The organism is Tundrisphaera lichenicola, from assembly GCF_051175385.1.
Classification (GTDB): domain Bacteria; phylum Planctomycetota; class Planctomycetia; order Isosphaerales; family Isosphaeraceae; genus Tundrisphaera; species Tundrisphaera lichenicola.
The window spans coordinates 5,470,531-5,487,213 of record NZ_CP195106.1; the positions used below are offsets into that span (position 1 = coordinate 5,470,531).

At 62.9% G+C, this 16,683-nt stretch carries 18 protein-coding genes and 1 pseudogene; 2 read left to right on the top strand and 17 right to left on the bottom strand.

Annotated features, from left to right (window positions below; all coding sequences use genetic code 11):
• Window positions 1-8 precede the first annotated feature (8 nt).
• The 14 genes and pseudogenes from P12x_RS21415 to P12x_RS21480 form a co-directional block, all read right to left on the bottom strand.
• Window positions 9-1,316 (bottom strand): hypothetical protein, encoded by a 1,308-nt coding sequence (locus P12x_RS21415; protein ID WP_435006810.1) that lies wholly within the window; start codon window positions 1,314-1,316, stop codon window positions 9-11.
• 160 nt (window positions 1,317-1,476) lie between these two features.
• Window positions 1,477-2,397 (bottom strand): annotated as a pseudogene (locus tag P12x_RS21420) (malate dehydrogenase); the annotation flags it as partial.
• Between the two features lie 80 nt (window positions 2,398-2,477).
• Window positions 2,478-3,401: a class II aldolase/adducin family protein gene (locus P12x_RS21425; protein ID WP_435006811.1), complete on the bottom strand. Its 924-nt coding sequence runs from the start codon at window positions 3,399-3,401 to the stop codon at window positions 2,478-2,480.
• Window positions 3,402-3,447: 46 nt separating this feature from the next.
• Window positions 3,448-3,726, bottom strand: coding sequence for a EutN/CcmL family microcompartment protein (locus P12x_RS21430; protein WP_435006813.1), 279 nt, complete (start codon window positions 3,724-3,726; stop codon window positions 3,448-3,450).
• On the bottom strand, window positions 3,723-4,418 hold the full coding sequence (locus tag P12x_RS21435; RefSeq protein ID WP_435006814.1) for a hypothetical protein: 696 nt from the start codon (window positions 4,416-4,418) through the stop codon (window positions 3,723-3,725). The genes P12x_RS21430 and P12x_RS21435 overlap by 4 nt, the downstream gene beginning before the upstream one ends.
• Window positions 4,415-4,669, bottom strand: coding sequence for a EutN/CcmL family microcompartment protein (locus P12x_RS21440; protein ID WP_435006815.1), 255 nt, complete (start codon window positions 4,667-4,669; stop codon window positions 4,415-4,417). The genes P12x_RS21435 and P12x_RS21440 overlap by 4 nt, the downstream gene beginning before the upstream one ends.
• A 35-nt stretch (window positions 4,670-4,704) precedes the next feature.
• Window positions 4,705-6,129, bottom strand: a complete 1,425-nt coding sequence (locus P12x_RS21445) for an aldehyde dehydrogenase family protein (protein WP_435006816.1) — start codon at window positions 6,127-6,129, stop codon at window positions 4,705-4,707.
• Between the two features lie 42 nt (window positions 6,130-6,171).
• Window positions 6,172-6,495, bottom strand: a complete 324-nt coding sequence (locus P12x_RS21450; RefSeq protein WP_435006818.1) for a EutN/CcmL family microcompartment protein — start codon at window positions 6,493-6,495, stop codon at window positions 6,172-6,174.
• A gap of 95 nt (window positions 6,496-6,590) precedes the next feature.
• Window positions 6,591-7,787 carry an acetate/propionate family kinase gene (locus tag P12x_RS21455; RefSeq protein ID WP_435006820.1) on the bottom strand — a complete coding sequence of 399 codons (1,197 nt, stop codon included), beginning with the start codon at window positions 7,785-7,787 and terminating at the stop codon, window positions 6,591-6,593.
• Complete coding sequence (locus P12x_RS21460; RefSeq protein ID WP_435006822.1) at window positions 7,787-8,065, bottom strand: BMC domain-containing protein; 279 nt, start codon at window positions 8,063-8,065, stop codon at window positions 7,787-7,789. Before P12x_RS21460 ends, P12x_RS21455 begins: the two co-directional genes overlap by 1 nt.
• 138 nt (window positions 8,066-8,203) lie before the next feature.
• Complete coding sequence (locus P12x_RS21465; RefSeq protein ID WP_435006824.1) at window positions 8,204-8,521, bottom strand: BMC domain-containing protein; 318 nt, start codon at window positions 8,519-8,521, stop codon at window positions 8,204-8,206.
• Window positions 8,522-8,524: 3 nt separating this feature from the next.
• On the bottom strand, window positions 8,525-8,854 hold the full coding sequence (locus P12x_RS21470; protein WP_435006825.1) for a BMC domain-containing protein: 330 nt from the start codon (window positions 8,852-8,854) through the stop codon (window positions 8,525-8,527).
• Window positions 8,855-8,913: 59 nt separating this feature from the next.
• Window positions 8,914-9,597 carry a phosphate propanoyltransferase gene (pduL, locus tag P12x_RS21475; RefSeq protein WP_435006826.1) on the bottom strand — a complete coding sequence of 228 codons (684 nt, stop codon included), beginning with the start codon at window positions 9,595-9,597 and terminating at the stop codon, window positions 8,914-8,916.
• On the bottom strand, window positions 9,594-10,430 hold the full coding sequence (locus P12x_RS21480; RefSeq protein ID WP_435006827.1) for a DeoR/GlpR family DNA-binding transcription regulator: 837 nt from the start codon (window positions 10,428-10,430) through the stop codon (window positions 9,594-9,596). Before P12x_RS21480 ends, pduL begins: the two co-directional genes overlap by 4 nt.
• A 257-nt stretch (window positions 10,431-10,687) precedes the next feature.
• Between P12x_RS21480 and P12x_RS21485 the strand changes: the two genes are divergently transcribed.
• Together P12x_RS21485 and P12x_RS21490 are read left to right on the top strand one after the other, a co-directional pair.
• The gene (locus P12x_RS21485; protein WP_435011707.1) at window positions 10,688-11,503 is read left to right on the top strand and encodes an Fpg/Nei family DNA glycosylase; all 816 of its coding nucleotides are present in this window, start codon (window positions 10,688-10,690) and stop codon (window positions 11,501-11,503) included.
• A gap of 102 nt (window positions 11,504-11,605) precedes the next feature.
• Window positions 11,606-13,426: an ATP-binding protein gene (locus tag P12x_RS21490; RefSeq protein ID WP_435006829.1), complete on the top strand. Its 1,821-nt coding sequence runs from the start codon at window positions 11,606-11,608 to the stop codon at window positions 13,424-13,426.
• 12 nt (window positions 13,427-13,438) lie between these two features.
• Here the strand turns inward: P12x_RS21490 and P12x_RS21495 are convergent, their stop codons facing one another.
• From P12x_RS21495 to P12x_RS21505, 3 genes are read right to left on the bottom strand one after another with little or no spacing between them, the layout of a single operon-like run.
• On the bottom strand, window positions 13,439-15,202 hold the full coding sequence (locus P12x_RS21495) for an ABC transporter permease (RefSeq protein WP_435006830.1): 1,764 nt from the start codon (window positions 15,200-15,202) through the stop codon (window positions 13,439-13,441).
• Window positions 15,199-15,855 carry a hypothetical protein gene (locus P12x_RS21500; protein ID WP_435006832.1) on the bottom strand — a complete coding sequence of 219 codons (657 nt, stop codon included), beginning with the start codon at window positions 15,853-15,855 and terminating at the stop codon, window positions 15,199-15,201. Before P12x_RS21500 ends, P12x_RS21495 begins: the two co-directional genes overlap by 4 nt.
• 20 nt (window positions 15,856-15,875) lie before the next feature.
• Entirely contained in the window at window positions 15,876-16,664 is a 789-nt protein-coding gene (locus tag P12x_RS21505; RefSeq protein WP_435006834.1) for a hypothetical protein, read from the bottom strand.
• Window positions 16,665-16,683: the final 19 nt, after the last annotated feature.

Genomic DNA, 16,683 nt, shown 5'->3' on the forward strand with positions numbered 1-16,683 from the left:
CGAGGGAATCAACGATCCAGGCCGAGTCGATCTCGATGATACGCCAGACGCTGGGTGACATCCATCCGAGAGAAGTCGGGGCGACCATCGAGGGTGGCGGGAAAACCATTCTTCGAAGGCTTCCCGTTCGACTTCACGGCCACTGGCGGCGGTGTGATCGTAGCGGCCGGTTCGGCGGTGTGGCACTGGCAGGCTTCGACGCCGGAGACCTTCGGGAGAGGAGAATGGCAACCGCAACCCTCGGCCTGAACTGGCTTTGGTCTCGCCGGGACCATGACCGAAGTCGAGGATCCCCCGTAGCTCATCGAGCCCGCTCCCAACTTCAAGTCTTCTTCCAGGTTTCGCTTCGGGGCGATCCCTAGCTTCCCGAGGACGGCGTGATACGCCTTGACCGCCTCAACCGGGCCGATCACACCATCGACGATCAGCCGGAGGAACTGGACGAATGCGAGCTGATTCTCGGCGTTGTTGATCTTCCGACCGTAGAGCGCCACCTTGGCGCCGTATTTCTGGGCGTCGGCGAGCATCTGGAAGGCATCGAGCGTCGTCCCGGCCGACCCGCCAAGGATTCCAACGACGAGATGCGGGTCGTACCGGACCAATTCCTCCATCGCCTTCGGTCCATGATAGACGATTTTCAGGAAGACCGGCCGGCCCGCCGGCGCCACCCCCGCCAGCATCCGGGCGATCATGTCGTTCAGGTAGTGCGGCAGGATGGCCGGGTCGATGACGTTGGAAAGGTTGGGGTCGAAGACTTCCAGGAAGTAGCGAAATTTCTTCCGCTCGGCCTCTTCGCGAAACTGATGGAATCGTTCGAGCGTGGCGTGATCGAGCTTCAGGTCATTGTTGAACGTCACGCTGTAAAGGCCGAGGTCCGCTCCGATGGCCCGCTCCTCGGCGGAGCAATCCAGGTGCCCGCACTGAATGTGATCGAGGCTGGCCGACCGGAAGGGCATCGCGGCCCCTTCGGCGTAGCGGGAACCCCTGGCGATGTGGACGTCGGTGGTGTCGTTCGCCCGGGCGGCCGGCGTGATCGCCGACCCTTCGAAGATCCGCTCTCGGATGGTCAGGGCGTGATTGGTGTGCGCCGACATCAGCATGATGTCGACCGCCCCTTGCTTCACGATCGCCCGGATCTGCTCGCGATATTCTTCCAGGGTCTTGAATCGGACCTCGCCCGAGTGGGCCTCGGGGGAATGTCCGGGCGCACCAATCCCGAACGCCATGTCGGCATCCTTGGCGTCGGCCAGGATGAACTCGCGACACGAGGGATCGGCGTGAATCGCGGCCAGTTTACGGTCGAGCGACTTAACCACGGCCGCCCCCTTGCCCGGAGATGGTTACCAGGCTCTTGCCCGAAGGGCCATTACCCCCCGCCGAACCCATCGTAACCCGAACTCCCGAACCGTTCCCCGAGGGTCTTGCCGCGGGACTCGGGGGCTTGAGTGCCCCCTTCGAGGCGTTCGGGTTGGACTGGAGGACCTGGTCGATGGTCCCTCGGAGAACTTGCCCCGAATGCTGCAACGCCGAGACTTCCTTGGGCCAAAGTTCGATTTCGAGCTGAGCCTCGACACCCGACCGACCCAGTACCGTCGGGACCGAGATGCAGACGTCTCGCATCCCGTAGACCCCATTGACCAGCGAGGCGACCGGCAAGATCCGCTTGCTATCGAGGGCGATCGCATGGATCACGTCGCGGATCGCCAGGCCGACCGCGAAGCCGGCCCCGCCTTTGAGCTTGATGACTTCGGCTCCGCTACCCCGAGTCTTCGCGAACAGGGCGTCCGCCGTCCCGGAAGTCCAGCCGGGGAACTTATCCAGGGGAAGCCCGGCGGCCTGAGCACACGACCAGATCGGCACCATGCTATCGCCGTGCTCGCCGAGGATCGTGGCCGTGACCTGGGTCGGGGGTAGCTTGAGCGACTCCGCAATCAGGCTTCGGAATCTCGCCGAATCGAGCTCCGTTCCGAGCCCTATGACCTGCGTCGAGGGGAGGCCCAGCTGGATGGTCGCCAGGTAGGTCAGGACGTCCACCGGGTTCGAGACGACCAGGACGATCGCCGACTTCTTCGGGCCGGCCGACTTGACCTGGCTCAGGATGTTCAGGAACAGTTCTACGTTCCGGTTGATCAGATCGAGGCGGCTTTCGTCGGGCTTCCGGCGAAGCCCGGCGGTGATGCAGATCAAGTCACTCTCGGGAATCGCCTCGTATCCGGTCGCCCGGATCCGCTGATCCGCGGCGATGGACGACCCGTGGAGGAGGTCGAGAGCCTGCCCCCGGCAGAGGTCGGCATTCACGTCGATCAGGTCGAGCCCACTGACCACCCCGCCGCATTGCAGGGCGTATCCGGCGCATGAGCCGACCAGCCCGCCCCCGCCGATGATGCTGACCTTCATCATATCCCCCTGGGTTTCAGATCCCAGATCTCAAATGGTGGATCGGTATTCTGGATGGGTAAACTGTTCTACGATCGCACTCAACCGCGACCGGAACCGTTGGAAGACCCGTTCATGAACTTCATGACCTGGTCGGTGATCGTCTGGACCATGTCGTCCATCGAGCCGCCGGCGGTCTTACCGTTGGAAGAGGGCGATGCGGCTGAGGTCGCGGCCTGCACGGCTTCCTGGAGCTTGGCCGGGATGAACGCCTGATGCTCCGGCTTGAACTCGGTGTAACCTTCGCGGAACAGGCTGTTGCCGCAGAGGTCGCAGTTCTCCAGTCCCTTTTCCAGTCGAACGTCGCGAATCCCCAGGTTCGGCTTGATCTTGATCAGCTCGGCGGCCTTGGCGTCGTCGTAATAGTTCACCCGACCGAGTTGCTTGGTCAGGATCAAGATCCGGCAATAGGCGTCGATGATCTCGGTCTTGAAGTAGGCGTCGGTCAGGTCCGATCCGCAGGTGATCGTCCCGTGATTGGCCAGCAGGATCACGTCGGTATCCCGGACATAGGGGATCACCGTGTCGGCGAACGCCTGAGTTCCCGGGGTTTCGTAAGGTGCGATGGCCACTTCGCCCAGGAAGACCTCGAACTCGGGCATCGTACACTTGGGGATCGGCTCGTGGGCGACGGCAAAAGCGGTGGCGTGGGGCGGATGACAGTGGACGCACGACTTGATGTCCGGCCGGGTCTTCATGATCGTCAGGTGAAGCAGGATCTCGCTCGACCGCTTCCGCTTACCGGAAACCTGCTTGCCGTCCATGTCTACGATGCAGAGGTCATCGGGCTTCATGTACCCCTTCGAGACCCGGGTCGGCGTGCAGAGGACCCGATCCTCCCCGAGACGGTACGAGATGTTGCCGTCGTTGGCCGCGGCGAACCCCTTGGCGTAGACCCGCCGGCCGATCTCACACATCTCCTCGCGGAGCTTCCATTCACTCATCAGGTCGCCGCTTGCGGCCATGGCCGGGGTCCTCGGGTCGGGGTCTTCTCGGGTCGATTCGTTGGTTTCAAAGGTTGACTTGATCGATCAGGCAAGCGCAATAGGCGTCGATCGGGACCTTGTTCGGACGGAGCGCGTTGGCCGCCTCGCCACCTTCGCTCAGCCCGATAATCGAGCCGGGCGAGGCTCCCAGGGTGTCGAAGGTGATGACTTCCTCCCCACGTCGGGGGGAATCTTCGGTGAGTGCCGTCAGCGGCATCGGCAAGGCGATCACGTATCGAGCGGCCTTGAGGCTCGGGTGGCTCCGAGAGAGAGTGACCCGGCCGATCACTTCGGCGATTCTCATGACAGCCTCCCCGACCGACTCGCGGTCAGTCCCATGTCCAGCAGTCCGTCAGGAATGGCCGGCGCGCCCCCTTCACGGAATCGATCGGCGATCTGCTTCAAGAGGTAGATCGACTTTCCGCGAGGCTCGACCACGATCAAGTTAGGCCCGAGATGACGGATTGCCCGGGAGACGGCCTCTGGCTCGACCACCGACGCCGCCCGGATGCCCGGAATCCGACCTACCCGCCAGGTTGCGATCGAAGCCTCGTCCGTCAACACGAAGGCACCTCGACCAGTTTCATCATCCACCCATCGGGCCGCTTCGACCGAGTCCTGTCCGACCTCCGTCCAGGCATCGAGGAGGATCCGGCGAAAGGCCTCGGAAGTTCCCGATCGCGACTCGATCGCAAATCCCCACTCCCCCGAGGCTCGAACTCTTGAAGCGATTGCCTCTCGGCCCGAAACGATCCGGATCGAGACCCGTCGCCGCTTGAGATAGTCCCGGGCCATCGGGGTGACGACCGTACCCGGAGCGATCCGGATCTCCTCGATCGACTCCGCCAGAGCCTCGGCGTGGCGGAGCGAAAAGAGACGATCGACGAAGACGTCAAGCGAGGGCCGCGAGGATCGGCTCACCGGTCGGCTCGACCGGCTGAAGTCCGCCAGGACGGCCATCAAGGCCGCGTTCACCTCGGTCCAGCTCGGCGTCATCGATCGGGTAGCCCCATCACGCTCCATCGGCCCGGCGTGTTCCGGCCGATCTGCTCCTGAAGAATCTGCCCGTCACTGGTGACCAGGACCCGGTCTCCCCGCCCTGCCCCGAGCCGGTCGAAGACCAGGACCGGCTCGCCATCCGCCCGACCCTCCGTCCCTTCCAGCTGGACGACCAGCATCCTCTCCCCCTGGAAGGTAGGATGCTTGACCGTAGACGTCGCCGTGCCGATCACCCGGCCGATTTGCATGGATTAAGGCCATCCTGATGGTGGAGAACGAATGCTCAGACGAATCGCATCGAACCAACGACCGCCGTCCGCCTCTGGCGGGTGAACGTGAGTGGGGTCGTGACCCCTTCCCCGGTCGGCCCGGCGATCGAGAACGAAAGCACGCCTTCGCCGCCCAGGCCGAGGCCGGCGGTGCTCGGCCCGTTGATCACGAAAACCGTGCAATCCATCAACTTGCCCATCCGAGACATGACCGAGGTGTCCCGGGAGTGCAGGATCGCGGTGTGTCCGTATCCATGCTCGCTGGACTTCGCCAGTTCGATGGCTCGGTCCACGTCGGGAACTCGGACGAACGGGATGAAGGGCATCATCTGCTCGTGCTCCACGAACAGGTGATCGGCCCCTGTCTCGCCGAACACGATCTCAGTCCCCTTGGGCACCTCGACCCCCGCGTGGCGGGCCAGGACGGCCGCATCCTTGCCCACGAGATCCTTGTTGACGTGGTAATGCTTGTCGTCCCCCTGGACGAAGGCCGCCTTCGTCAATGCCTCGATCTGGGAGGCATTCAGACGGAACCCGCCATGTCGGCCGACGGCTTCCATGAGCTTGTCGAAGACGTCGGAAACGGCAAAGACCTGCTTCTCGCCTATGCAGAGCAAGTTGTTGTCGAACGCGGCGCCGGCGATGATGGACTTCGCGGCGTTCTCGATATCCGCCGTCGCGTCGACGACCACCGGCGGATTCCCCGGCCCCGCGACCACGGCTCGCCGCTTGCTGGCCAGGGCGGCACGCGCCACGGCCGGCCCTCCGGTCACCACCAAAAGCTTGACTCCTCGGTGATCGAACAGCGCCGCGGCCGACTCCAACGTGGGCGTCTCGATGATCGTGATGAGGTCATCGAGGCCGATCGCCTGGCGAATCGCCCGATTGAATCGACGGACGCCCTCGGCGGCCACCTTGGCTCCCGATGGGTGCGCGTTGACGACCACCGTGTTCCCCGCCGCCAGCATATTGATCGCATTGCCGGCCAGCGTGGGCAGGCTGTGCGTGGCCGGAGTGATCGCCCCGATGACCCCGAACGGCGAATAGTCGGTCAAGGTGATCCCGTCGTCGCCAGACCAGTTATCCGTCCGAAGATACTCGACGCCCGGGGCCCGCGGGATCGCGTCGCGGAGCTTGGCGATCTTGTGGTCGAGTCGGCCAATCTTGGTCTCGTCCAGTTCCATCCGGCCGAGTTCCTCGGCCTGTGCCACGCAGATGGTCCGGATCGCATCGACGGCCTTCCGTCGACAGGCCAGGGGGCGTTTTCGATAGTGGACGAACGCGGCCTCGGCGGCCAGGACGGCGGCGTCGGCCGTCGGATAGACCCCGTCCTTGCCGGAGGGCCTGGGGGTCGAGCCGTTGGTCGTCGGCCCGCCGGTGCCCATCTGGGTCAGGACCTGCTGGATGACATTTCGGATCAGGTCTTCGGTCATTTCCATGGCGGGCACCGTGGCGTGAAGGGGGCCGGGTTCTCTTGCGGTTTATCGAGTCGATTCGTCGCGGGTTGAGAATATCGTCTTACCGCCGACATCGACCGTGTCGACCAGGCCGATCACCACCGCGTCGATCGGTAGTTTTTCGGTCTCGGGAGTCAGTCGGGCGCTCGACCCCTGGCAGATCAGGACCATCTCATCGAGCCCCGCCCCCAGCGCATCGACCGCCACGAACGTCCGGCCGGTGGGGACCAGGCGGTCGCGATCCTTCTCGTCGATCCGGTACGGTTCGACGATCAGGAGCTTGTGCCCGGTCATCGAGGCCACCTTCTGGGTGGCCACCAAGCTGCCGGTCACTCGGGCGACGAACATCGGGTCGGACTCCTGAAATCGGATGCGAGACTTCGAGGCTCAGGCCGAGAGAAAATCGGGTTTTCGACCGCTCGAAATCCAAGTTATTGAGCCGGTCAAGACTTCCGACCAGTCAGCAGGTCGCGAGCCTGGCGAGCGACCACGATTTCCTCGTTGGTCGGGACCGTCCAGACCTGGACTCTCGATTTCGAGGACGAGACGACCCGCTCGGCCGGCCCGGAACGATTCGTGGTCGGGTCGAGTTCGATCCCGAACCAGTCGAGGTTTCGGCAAACCCCTTCGCGGATCAGGACCGAGTTCTCGCCGATCCCTCCGGTGAAGACGATCGCGTCGGCGCCGCCCAGTTCGACCAGATACGCGCCCAGGTAGTGACGAGCCGAGGCGATGTAGACATCCAGCGCCAACCGGGCCTTCTCGTTCCCTTCCGAGGCGGCGGACTCGATGTCTCGGAGGTCCCGGCCCGATCCCCCGATGCCTTCCAGCCCCGATCGATTGGCCAGGGTGTCCAGGATGACTTCCAGCGACAGGCCGGTCGATTTCATGATTGCCGGGAGGGCGAAGACGTCGAAGTCGCCCACGCGATTGTTTTGCGGGAGCCCGGCCTGCGGGCTCATCCCCATGCTGGTCGCGACCGACTTGCCATCCTTGATCGCGCAGAGGGAGGATGATCCACCGAGGTGGCAGGAGATGATCTTGAGGTCATCCCGGCCGAGCAGCTCCGCCATTCGCCCCGCGATGAAGCGATGGCTGGCGCCGTGGAACCCCCAGCGTCGAATCCCATGAACGGTCGCCCATTCATCAGGGATCGCATAGCGTTGGTTGGCCTCGGGGATCGTCCTGTGAAACCCCGTCTCGAAGGCGGCGATCAGGGGGATCGAGGGGAATCGCCCGCCTAGCATCCGCATGGCCTTGATATAAGGCGGGTTGTGGGCGGGGGCCACGTCGGCGAACGCTTCCATCGCCTCGAGGACCGACTCGGTCACGAGTTGGACCCCCGACACATCCTTGGCGTGGACCGACTTGAACCCGATGGCCGAGACCTCCGAGGCGTCCTTGAGGACGCCCGTGGTCGGGTCGGAGAGTTGGTCCAGACAGATCTGGACCGCGTCGCCGTGGTCGGCGACCGGTCGAACTGTTTCCAGATCGCCGCCATCTTTCTTGATGGTGACCTTGGCGTTCTCGGACCCGATCCGCTCGATGCCGCCGCGAGCCAGGAGGTGCTCTCCACCTTCGAGGTCATAGAGGCGATACTTGAAGCTCGTGCTCCCGAGGTTGGCAACCAGGACCTTCATCAGCGGCCCCCGCCGAAGACTGCGACGACCGCTTCGCCCGGCCGGGGGATCACGTGAGCCGCCTTCAATTCGCCGACCCGGCTGGCGGCTTCCGCCCCGGCCTCGATGGCGGCCCGGACGCTGCTGACGTCGCCCCGAATCATCACGCTGACGATCCCGCCGTCGAGTTTCATGATCGAGCTGGCCAGTTCCACGCTCGCCGCCTTGAGCATGGCGTCGATCGCGTAGATTAGGCCGACCAGCCCTTGCGTTTCGATCAGACCAAGAGCGCTATTCATGTCATGCCCCTGTGAGCGGTCAGCTTTCAGCGATCGACCCTTGGGGGCCGATCGCCGGACCGATGCCTACTTTTGAGTGTTCCGTAAGTTCTGGCTGACCGCCGAAAGCTGACCGCTGATCGCCCGAGAACGGGAGAATCAGCCGATGAAAGTCCGCAAGACCGCCTCATCGGGGCGGGGGATGACGTGGGCGCTGACGAGTTCGCCCACCCGACTGGCGGCCTCGGCTCCGGACTCGACGGCGGCCCGGACGCTGCCGACGTCTCCCCGGACCATCGTGGTGATGAACGCCGCACCGATGCCGATCCGGCCCACGAGCGTCACGTTTGCCGCCTTCAGCATCGCGTCGGTCGCCTCGATCATCCCGACCAGCCCCTTGGTCTCGATCAGGCCGAGGGCATCGCCGTTGAACCCGGCGCTCGGGGACTTCGTTCCGCGTTGGGTCGAGACGGCCATCGTTCAGGCTCCATTGCCGGAGGTCTTGGCCGGGGCGGCCGGGGCGGGCTTGGTGAAGGAGAGGACGCCGGTGAGATCTTCGTGGGGCCGGGGGATGACCTGGACGCTCACGACCTCGCCGATCCGGCTGGCGGCCGCGGCCCCGGCATCAACGGCCGCCTTGACCGCCGCGACGTCGCCGGACACGAAGGCCGTGACCAGGCCACTGCCGATCTTGTCCCAGCCGACGAGGTCGACGTTGGCCGCCTTCAGCATCGCGTCGCAGGCTTCCACCAGCGCGACGAACCCCTTGCACTCGATCATCCCCAGCGCTTCTACGGTCGAACTGGCCATCAGTGGGCCCCTTTAGACAAGTCGGTCGGGATCGGTGAATGCCACTCAGTCGGATCGATTCAAGCCTTGACGAGCGTGACCTTGGTCGCGTGCGTCAGGTCGGAGCAATTGGCCTCGTCGGTATCGATGTGAACTTCCAGCTTCCAGTCGGGATGGGTACGGACCAGCAGGCCTTCGAGCGTCGTCGGGCAAGGGCCCTCGACCCGGAGGTTCATCCGGTCCTTCGCCTTCACCCCGTAATACTCGGCGTCCTTGGGCCCCATGTGAACGTGACGCTCGGCCTTGATGACCCCCTTGGGCAAGACCAGGCTCCCCTTGGGCCCGATCAGGAGACACCCCGGAGTTCCCTCGATGTCGCCCGAGAGCCGGACGGGGATGTCGAGGCCCAGGCTGATCGCGTCGGTGATCGAGAGCTCGACCTGGCTGAAAGCCCGACATGGCCCGAGGATCCGGACGCCGGGGATCATCCGCTGGCGAGGCCCAACCACAGCAATGGTCTCGTTCGAGGCGAAGTCGGTGTCCTGATAAAGCCGCTTCATCGGCGTGAGCTGATAACCTTCGCCGAACAGGACGTCGACATCGGCCTGGGTCAGGTGGGCATGCCGGGCCGAGATGTTGACGACGAGCTTCGGCTTGTGATCCGAAACATCCTTCGGCGAACCATTCGATCCGAGCTGATTCTCCAGGATCGATCGGACCATCCGCTCGATCTGCGAGCGGTCGGGGGTTGCCAGCGTGCTCATGCTTCGGTCCTCGGTCCGTTTAATTTAGACGACCCAGTCGTCTCGAGCGGAAGGTCCGCGAGATGGACTTTCACCCCTGCGGCCTCGACCATCGCCCGGTCCGCCTCGGATATCCCGGGATCGACGACCAGGTCGTCGATCGCGTCCAGTCCGCAGAGGAAAGCCAGCGACAGCCGGCCAAATTTTGAGTGATCGGCCACGATCATGACTTCCTGACCGCAAGCCATCATCTGACGCTCGGTCTCGACCAGGAGCAGGTTCGAGTTGTAGACGCCCTCGGAAACGATCCCCCCTGCCCCGAGGATCGCCTTGCGGACCCGGATCCCCTGCATCATCGAGATCGCCAAGGGTCCGAGGGCGACTCCGGTCCTGGGATAGACGTAGCCGCCGATCAGAATCAGGTCGATTTCCTTGCTGGAGGCGGATAGCTGGGCGATGGGAAGGCTGTTGGTGACGATCTGCACCGGCCTGCCAAGCAAGGCCCGGGCGACTTCGAGAGTCGTCGTGCCGCCGTCCAGCAAGACCGTGTCTCCGTCGTCGATGAGGGAAGCCGTCGCCTGGCCGATCGCCCGCTTCTCACGCGCCGCACTATCGGTCCGCTCGTCGAAGGCGGGCATGGCCCGGGCCTCCGAGGCCGAGAAGACCGCGCCTCCGTGGGTCCGCTTCACGACCCCGGCCAGATCCAGGGCCTCGAGATCACGTCGGACCGTGCTCTCGGAGACTCCCAGGGACTTGACCAGCTCGTCGAGGGTGGCGAAACCCTGCCGGGCGATTCGATCCAGGAGAAGTTTGCGTCTCGGCTCGGCGAGCATGTCACCCTTTTTGACCAACATCTCGCACAACCCGTCAACCAGCATTCCGCCTTCGTCATAATCTGTCAAGCACCCGCCATCAAATTCACCGATTATTTGCAAATCGTGTCACGGAAGGTGAAATGAGGTGGCAGCCATTGAATCCCCAACCGGCAAAGGCCAATCGCAAATTCGCTCTTAACCGGTCGATTGCGTTAGACTGAATGGAAAAGGACGAGGAGGCGGAGATGCCGGAACTTCCCGAAGTCGAGACGATGGTCCGCGGGCTCCGACCGGTCATGGTCGGCCGTTCGGTCAAGAGATTTACGATCGAAGACCCTCACCTTCTCCAGGGGATTACGGCACAGGGATTGGTCGATCGTGCCCTCGGTTCTCGAGTGACCCAGGTGAATCGGCGAGGTAAATGGGTCGTCATCGAACTCGGCGATGACCGTGGAATCATCGTCATTCAACCCAGGATGACGGGAGGATTTTGGCTGGTTTCCCCCGATCGCCCGGAACATACGCGACTGACATTCGGGATGGGCGATGAGGGCAAACCCATCTGGTTTTGCGATACTCGCCGACTGGGGAAGATTGCTTGGTTCGTCGGCATAGACGATGCCGAGGCGGCCTTCGCTCGCTCTCACGGCCCTGACGCCCTGAATATCACCGAGATCGAACTCCGAGATCGACTGATTAAGACGAGCCGAGGGATCAAGCCAACCTTGATGGACCAGAAAGTATTGGCGGGAATTGGCAACATCTATGCCGACGAGGTCCTCTTTCACTCCCGGATCCACCCCGAGCGACCTTCCTCCGGCCTGACCAAGCCGGAAATCAAGCGACTGCATGTGGCGATCGGGCTGATCCTGAACGAAGCCATCGCGGCGGAGGGGTCGAGCTTCGACGCGGGGTATCGGACCGTGCTCGGTTTGGAAGGTGGCTTCCTCGCGAAGAATGCCATGTACGGCAGAGGAGGCCAGCCTTGTCCGGGTTGTTCAGGTCCGATTACCAAGACTAAGATCGCCGGTTTGATCGGCCGTCCCACACACTATTGCCCTCGATGTCAGGTCCTCCGGCCGTCGAAAGGCGGCCGGGACTCGCGACGCTGACCTCGCCTGTTCGATCCCGCGAGCTTCGGGTAAGGTGAGATTCCAGCCCGATCGGGACCATCGATCTGCCTCGGGCGGGTTCAACCTCAGGGTGGGGGCTCGATGTCGTACCGGACCTTCAAGCACCTGCTGGGCGAGACCAGCCTGGAGCGGAAGTGCCGATTCATCTTCGGCGGCGGGATCCTCTTGCTGGTCTCGACCAGTTTCTACTGGTACGGCCAGAAGACCGAAAAATTAGTCATCGGACAGACGACCCAGACCGCCAGGCGACTGGTGAACCCCACGGTCGTCGACATGCACTACAAGTCGGACAAGTTCGTTAACAGCGAGACCAAGCGAAAGTTCGATGAGTTTTCCCACAGCTTCAAGGAACAGGACGACCTCCTGAATTTCGAGGGGTACCTGCTCGATCCTTACAAGGCTGGACGAGGGGGGAGCGGCCCCCGGGATGACTATGAACGGGAGGCGCTCAAAAGGTTCCTCATTTCCGCCGGCGAGTCGGGACCGAGCTCGGCGATCAAGAAGCCTTATACTTTCGCGAATGGGTCGTCGATGGAGGAATCGAGGATCCTCCCGGGGCGGACCGAATTCCAGTATATCCAGGCCGTTTTGTTCAAGCAGGAATGCATCGATTGCCACGAGTCGCATAGCGTCCGCGAGCTTGCGAATGGCAAGTGGGCCGACAACCGGCCGGGCGATCTGGCCTGCGCCGTGGTGGTCCATCTCCCGATGGACAAGATCAATCGCGACATCAACCAGAATCGGGCAATCCTGATCTCAGCGGCCCTGGTGACCGCGATCCTGGCGATGGTGGCCTCCTGGACGATCGTACGGTACGTGATCGTCAAGCCGGTCAAGCACCTTCGCGACGTCTCCGACGCGATCGCGGCGGGCAAGCTGACCGTCCGGGCCCAGATCCAGACGGGCGATGAATTCGAGGAGCTTTCGCACGCCTTCAACCGGATGCTCCACAACCTGGTCGCCATGCAGCAGGAGCTCCGGGCCGTCAATCACGACCTCGACCGGAAGGTGGACGAGCTGGCGCAGGCCAACCTCGCCCTGTTCGAGATGAATCGCTTAAAGAGCGACTTCCTGGCCACGATGAGCCATGAGCTTCGGACGCCCTTGAATTCGATCATCGGATTCTCAGAGGTCCTCTCCGGCTCCGAACAGCTGAACGAGAGGCAACGGCGATACGCGGCGAACATCCAGACCTCCGGCAAGATGCTCCTGGGGATGATCAATGACATCCTCGACCTGGCCAAGATCGAGAGCGGGAAGATGGAGGTCCGGACGGAAGATTTCTCGATCCGGGATGTCTGCGAGGCGCTGGTCTCACTGGCCCGTCCGATCGCCGACCGCAAGAATATCGACCTCCAGTGCCAGCTCGAAGAGGCGGTCCCCCTGATCCGGCAGGACCCGGGCAAACTCCGTCAGATCCTCTACAACCTGCTTTCCAACGCGATCAAGTTCACCCCGGAAGGGGGACGAGTCCTGCTCAAGGCCCAGGCCGAAGGTCGGTTCCTGGTCCTATCGGTGGCCGACACGGGGATCGGGATCGCTGAGGAGGATCGAGAATCGATCTTCGAAAAATTCCGTCAGGCCCGTCATCCCGGTCAGGAGGAAGGGGTCCTGACCCGCGACCATCAGGGGACCGGGCTCGGACTCTCGATCGTCCGCGAGTTATCCCGTCTGCTGGGTGGGGATGTTCATCTGGAGAGTCGACCGGGCCAGGGAAGCACGTTCACGATCAAGATCCCGCTACAACTCTCCGGGAATCGCAAGTTCGAGGTCAACCTGTCCGACGAACGGATCGACCTCTCCAAGGCCCGGCGGATCGAGACTCGAGCGGCCTTGAATAACCTCGGGCTCATCGCTCCCGAGGCCGCAATTCGCCGGGCACCCGTCGAGCCGATCAAGTAGGACCTTACTCGATCACTCAACTTGAGATCCCGACCACTCCGGCTCGATGGGAGACTCGGATCGAGCCCCCCGCTCCAGTTGGACCGGTGCCATCGGCTTCCCGTGGATGAGTCGGTCGAAGGCAACTGCAGTGGTCCCGGCGGTCATCCGCCCCGCGACCCGGTCGAATCGAAGTTTGGTCTCGGCGACAACGCCGCCCGTCCAGAACAGGAACTGGCCGTAGAAGCAAAGATCGGACCCCAACCGGAACGACATGGGAAACCAGGGCCGGGACGATGTCGTAGTCAGTCCCATCTGGATCGCCATCAGCCAACCGATGAAGCAGAGGACGACTACCGTTACGCAGACGATCCAAGCCAACGCCAACGAGCCCAGGTACGCACCGAGCCAGAGGCCCATCGTCACTCCCATCGAACGAGTGGCAGTACCCGACCGGAGAGAAGTCCGGACGCCCGCGGCCGCCATGAAGGCCCCGATCGCTCCGACACCGGCTAGAACTTCTAGATACTCGGCGATCGTCATGGCCCCGTAGATCGCGGAGACTGTCCAGGCCAGCAAGGCCGATCCGATCAACCATCGGAGCGCATGAAGGCTTCCCCAGAGCTTGGCCCGGACGATCTCGGATCCCTCCAGGGGACTGGTCAATAGGGCGTCCCAGGTCCCCCGCTCTCTTTCCGAGGAGATCGCCACGGCCGCCCGGAGGCCAATCGCCCACTCGATCAAGAACGAGAGGAAGAGGGCCGACCCGCCGTACCAGGCCGAAAGTTGCTGAACCGCCCAATCCGCCCAGGCGGCGTCGGACTGGGTCGAATAGTTCCAGGCAGCGATGCCTCCCAGGGTCAGACTGCCGAGTCCTAACCAGATGACCAGGAGCGCACCAATCCACCGACCCACCTTCCCAAGGGTCCCCGCTCGCTCGATGTAAAGCTCCTTCCAGAGCATCGGCCGATCGTCCAGCGGAGGAACCCATACCTTCCGGCGGGCCTTCAGCCGAGACCTGGCGTCTCCCCCTTCGGCCAGGCAGGCGGGGCGAAGCCGCCAGGAGGCCAGGGCCAAACCGAGAAGACCGAGGGCCGACCAGACTCCGGCCGTCACCAGCGCAGGAGTGGGCTCGTCGGCCCAGCTCAGGTCCATGAAGCTGGGGATCGGATTGATCAGAGTGACCCAGTAAGGGACCGCGGCGACCATCGGGATCAGGATCGTCAGGATTTCGATGAGGTAAACCAGGAGCAACGCATCACGCCCGCGCCTCGACATCGCCGAGGCCGCCAGGGCGATCCCCCCACCTCCCAACGCGAGGCCTGCGGGCAGGGCGATCAAGGAGAAGGTCGAGAGAGGCCCCAGTCCCGCCAGGCTCGCGAAGAGCAATAAAGCGGGTATAGCCGCCAGCTCGATCATCAAGACCTGGCTGAGACGGCCGGCCAACCTCCCCAGTACGATCTCGGCCGCGTTCACCCGAGTCGTCAACAACAAGCCGATCGAGCCTCGTTCCTTATCCCCCGCCAGGCTCCCGGCCAGGACCGCCGGAGTGAGGATCATGGCAAATGCAACCAGCATCCCCACAACGATCGAGAGCCCGGTGCGAAGCTCGAAATAAGGCTGGTGATTGGGGTTGATCTGTTGCGTCATCCACCAGATCCAGAGGATCACGAAAGCCACCGAGGAGGAGGCGATCGCCGGGAGCATCCGGACCCAGATCAACCAGCTCCGGCGCGAAGCCCTGCCACATTCGGGAGCGGCCAGTGGTCCCAGGACGATCGAGATGAGGTCGATCACGAGCGTGCCGGCTCCTTCGAAGGATCTCGGACCAGGGCGGCCTTCATCCCGGGTCGACTCAAAACCCAGAGCGAGAACGCAGGATAGATCGAACCCAGGACGATGATCGAAACCGAGACGATCAGGTTCATGAACGAGTACGCTCGGGTCAGATCCCCAATCGACGGCCCTCGACCGGGAGGCCCCCCTCCGGCCCGGACCAACTGGACGACCGACTGGGCCATGTCGGAGGAAAGTTCGGGCGAGATCACGACGAGGTAGAAACCCCAGAGGAGGAATAGGCGAACAATCTTGATCCATCCCGTCCAGGACCAGAGTCGAGAGCCCCAACCTCGAAGATTGATAAGGCCGATTCCGGAGATGAGCATCGCGAGGTTCAGGATCAGGGCTGTCATGGCATCGACCGCGCAGAATCGGATGAAGTTCAGGTTGTTCATGCCAATCATCGTGATGCCGACCGAGTTAACCGCCGAGTCGGTCCCGGGGGGGATTTCCGCCACCCCGGAATAGATAGCGACATAGAGCCACATGGCTTCGGTGATCACCCCGACCAGGGTCAAAACCGCGAGGACGATGTTGGTAATCCCCAGGGTCTTCACGACCCCGGGTCGAGGGTTGATTCCCGGCGAAGTCTGATCGGAGTCGGGCGACATGGCGAGATTCCCATTCGAGATCAGAATTCGCCCTGTTCGTCAGGCTTGGGGCCGAGCAAGGCCGCGCGTGCCCCCGGATTATTGAGGAGGATCAGGACGATGGTGGGATAGATGCATCCCGAGACGACGAACAGGATCAGGAAGACGTTCGTCGCACCCGAGCCTTGCATGGCCTTCACCAGTTTCAGGTTCTCAGCAGCCCCGGGTGCCGCATTGGGCCCACTGGCGTCGGCTTCCATCTTGGCGAACATCTTCTCGGTACTCGCGACGGTGATCGGCTGGACGTAGAAGAAGCTGACGGCCGAAAGGAGAACGATCTGGATGATTTGCAGCACCGCCCAACTGAGGGCCAAGGTACGACCCCCGGGCTTGAGACGGATCAACCCGATCCCGGAGATCATGAGGATCAAGCTCAGAATCATCCCGCTCACCAGTTGGGTGTAGCTGTAAGCCTTCACCACCGGCTCTTGCAAAACTTCCATGCCCGTCGTTTCAATCTTGGGCATCACCTGAGGATTAGCGATCAATTCCTCCTTTTCCGCCTTGATCGCACTTTTTTCCTCCTCGCTGGTCGCCGCCACCTCCCGCTCTTCCAGTTCTTTGATCTGGGCCTTCTGGCGATCCTCGATCTTTGCTTGTGCCTGATTGACGCTCGACTTGGCGAACTCCGTCAAGGCCGGCATTGCGATCATGAAGCCCAGCGTGCACATCCCATAGAGGACCATCAACACACCGAAGATCACGTTCAGGATTCCCAGAGTCTTGGGGATGCCCGGTTTCGGGAGCGTGAATCCATCGACGTTCGACATGACGAATCAGACCTCGGGT

Coding starts and splice junctions, on each gene's coding strand:
- P12x_RS21490 (WP_435006829.1), top strand. CDS start 11,606: ATGTCGTACCGGACCTTCAAGCACCTGCTGGGCGAGACCAGCCTGGAG.
- P12x_RS21470 (WP_435006825.1), bottom strand. CDS start 8,854: ATGGCCAGTTCGACCGTAGAAGCGCTGGGGATGATCGAGTGCAAGGGG.
- P12x_RS21465 (WP_435006824.1), bottom strand. CDS start 8,521: ATGGCCGTCTCGACCCAACGCGGAACGAAGTCCCCGAGCGCCGGGTTC.
- P12x_RS21435 (WP_435006814.1), bottom strand. CDS start 4,418: ATGACGCCGAGCTGGACCGAGGTGAACGCGGCCTTGATGGCCGTCCTG.
- P12x_RS21450 (WP_435006818.1), bottom strand. CDS start 6,495: ATGTTCGTCGCCCGAGTGACCGGCAGCTTGGTGGCCACCCAGAAGGTG.
- P12x_RS21455 (WP_435006820.1), bottom strand. CDS start 7,787: ATGAAGGTCCTGGTTGCCAACCTCGGGAGCACGAGCTTCAAGTATCGC.
- P12x_RS21445 (WP_435006816.1), bottom strand. CDS start 6,129: ATGGAAATGACCGAAGACCTGATCCGAAATGTCATCCAGCAGGTCCTG.
- pduL (WP_435006826.1), bottom strand. CDS start 9,597: ATGAGCACGCTGGCAACCCCCGACCGCTCGCAGATCGAGCGGATGGTC.
- P12x_RS21460 (WP_435006822.1), bottom strand. CDS start 8,065: ATGAATAGCGCTCTTGGTCTGATCGAAACGCAAGGGCTGGTCGGCCTA.
- P12x_RS21500 (WP_435006832.1), bottom strand. CDS start 15,855: ATGTCGCCCGACTCCGATCAGACTTCGCCGGGAATCAACCCTCGACCC.
- P12x_RS21480 (WP_435006827.1), bottom strand. CDS start 10,430: ATGTTGGTCAAAAAGGGTGACATGCTCGCCGAGCCGAGACGCAAACTT.
- P12x_RS21425 (WP_435006811.1), bottom strand. CDS start 3,401: ATGGCCGCAAGCGGCGACCTGATGAGTGAATGGAAGCTCCGCGAGGAG.
- P12x_RS21485 (WP_435011707.1), top strand. CDS start 10,688: ATGGTCGGCCGTTCGGTCAAGAGATTTACGATCGAAGACCCTCACCTT.
- P12x_RS21430 (WP_435006813.1), bottom strand. CDS start 3,726: ATGAGAATCGCCGAAGTGATCGGCCGGGTCACTCTCTCTCGGAGCCAC.
- P12x_RS21440 (WP_435006815.1), bottom strand. CDS start 4,669: ATGCAAATCGGCCGGGTGATCGGCACGGCGACGTCTACGGTCAAGCAT.
- P12x_RS21505 (WP_435006834.1), bottom strand. CDS start 16,664: ATGTCGAACGTCGATGGATTCACGCTCCCGAAACCGGGCATCCCCAAG.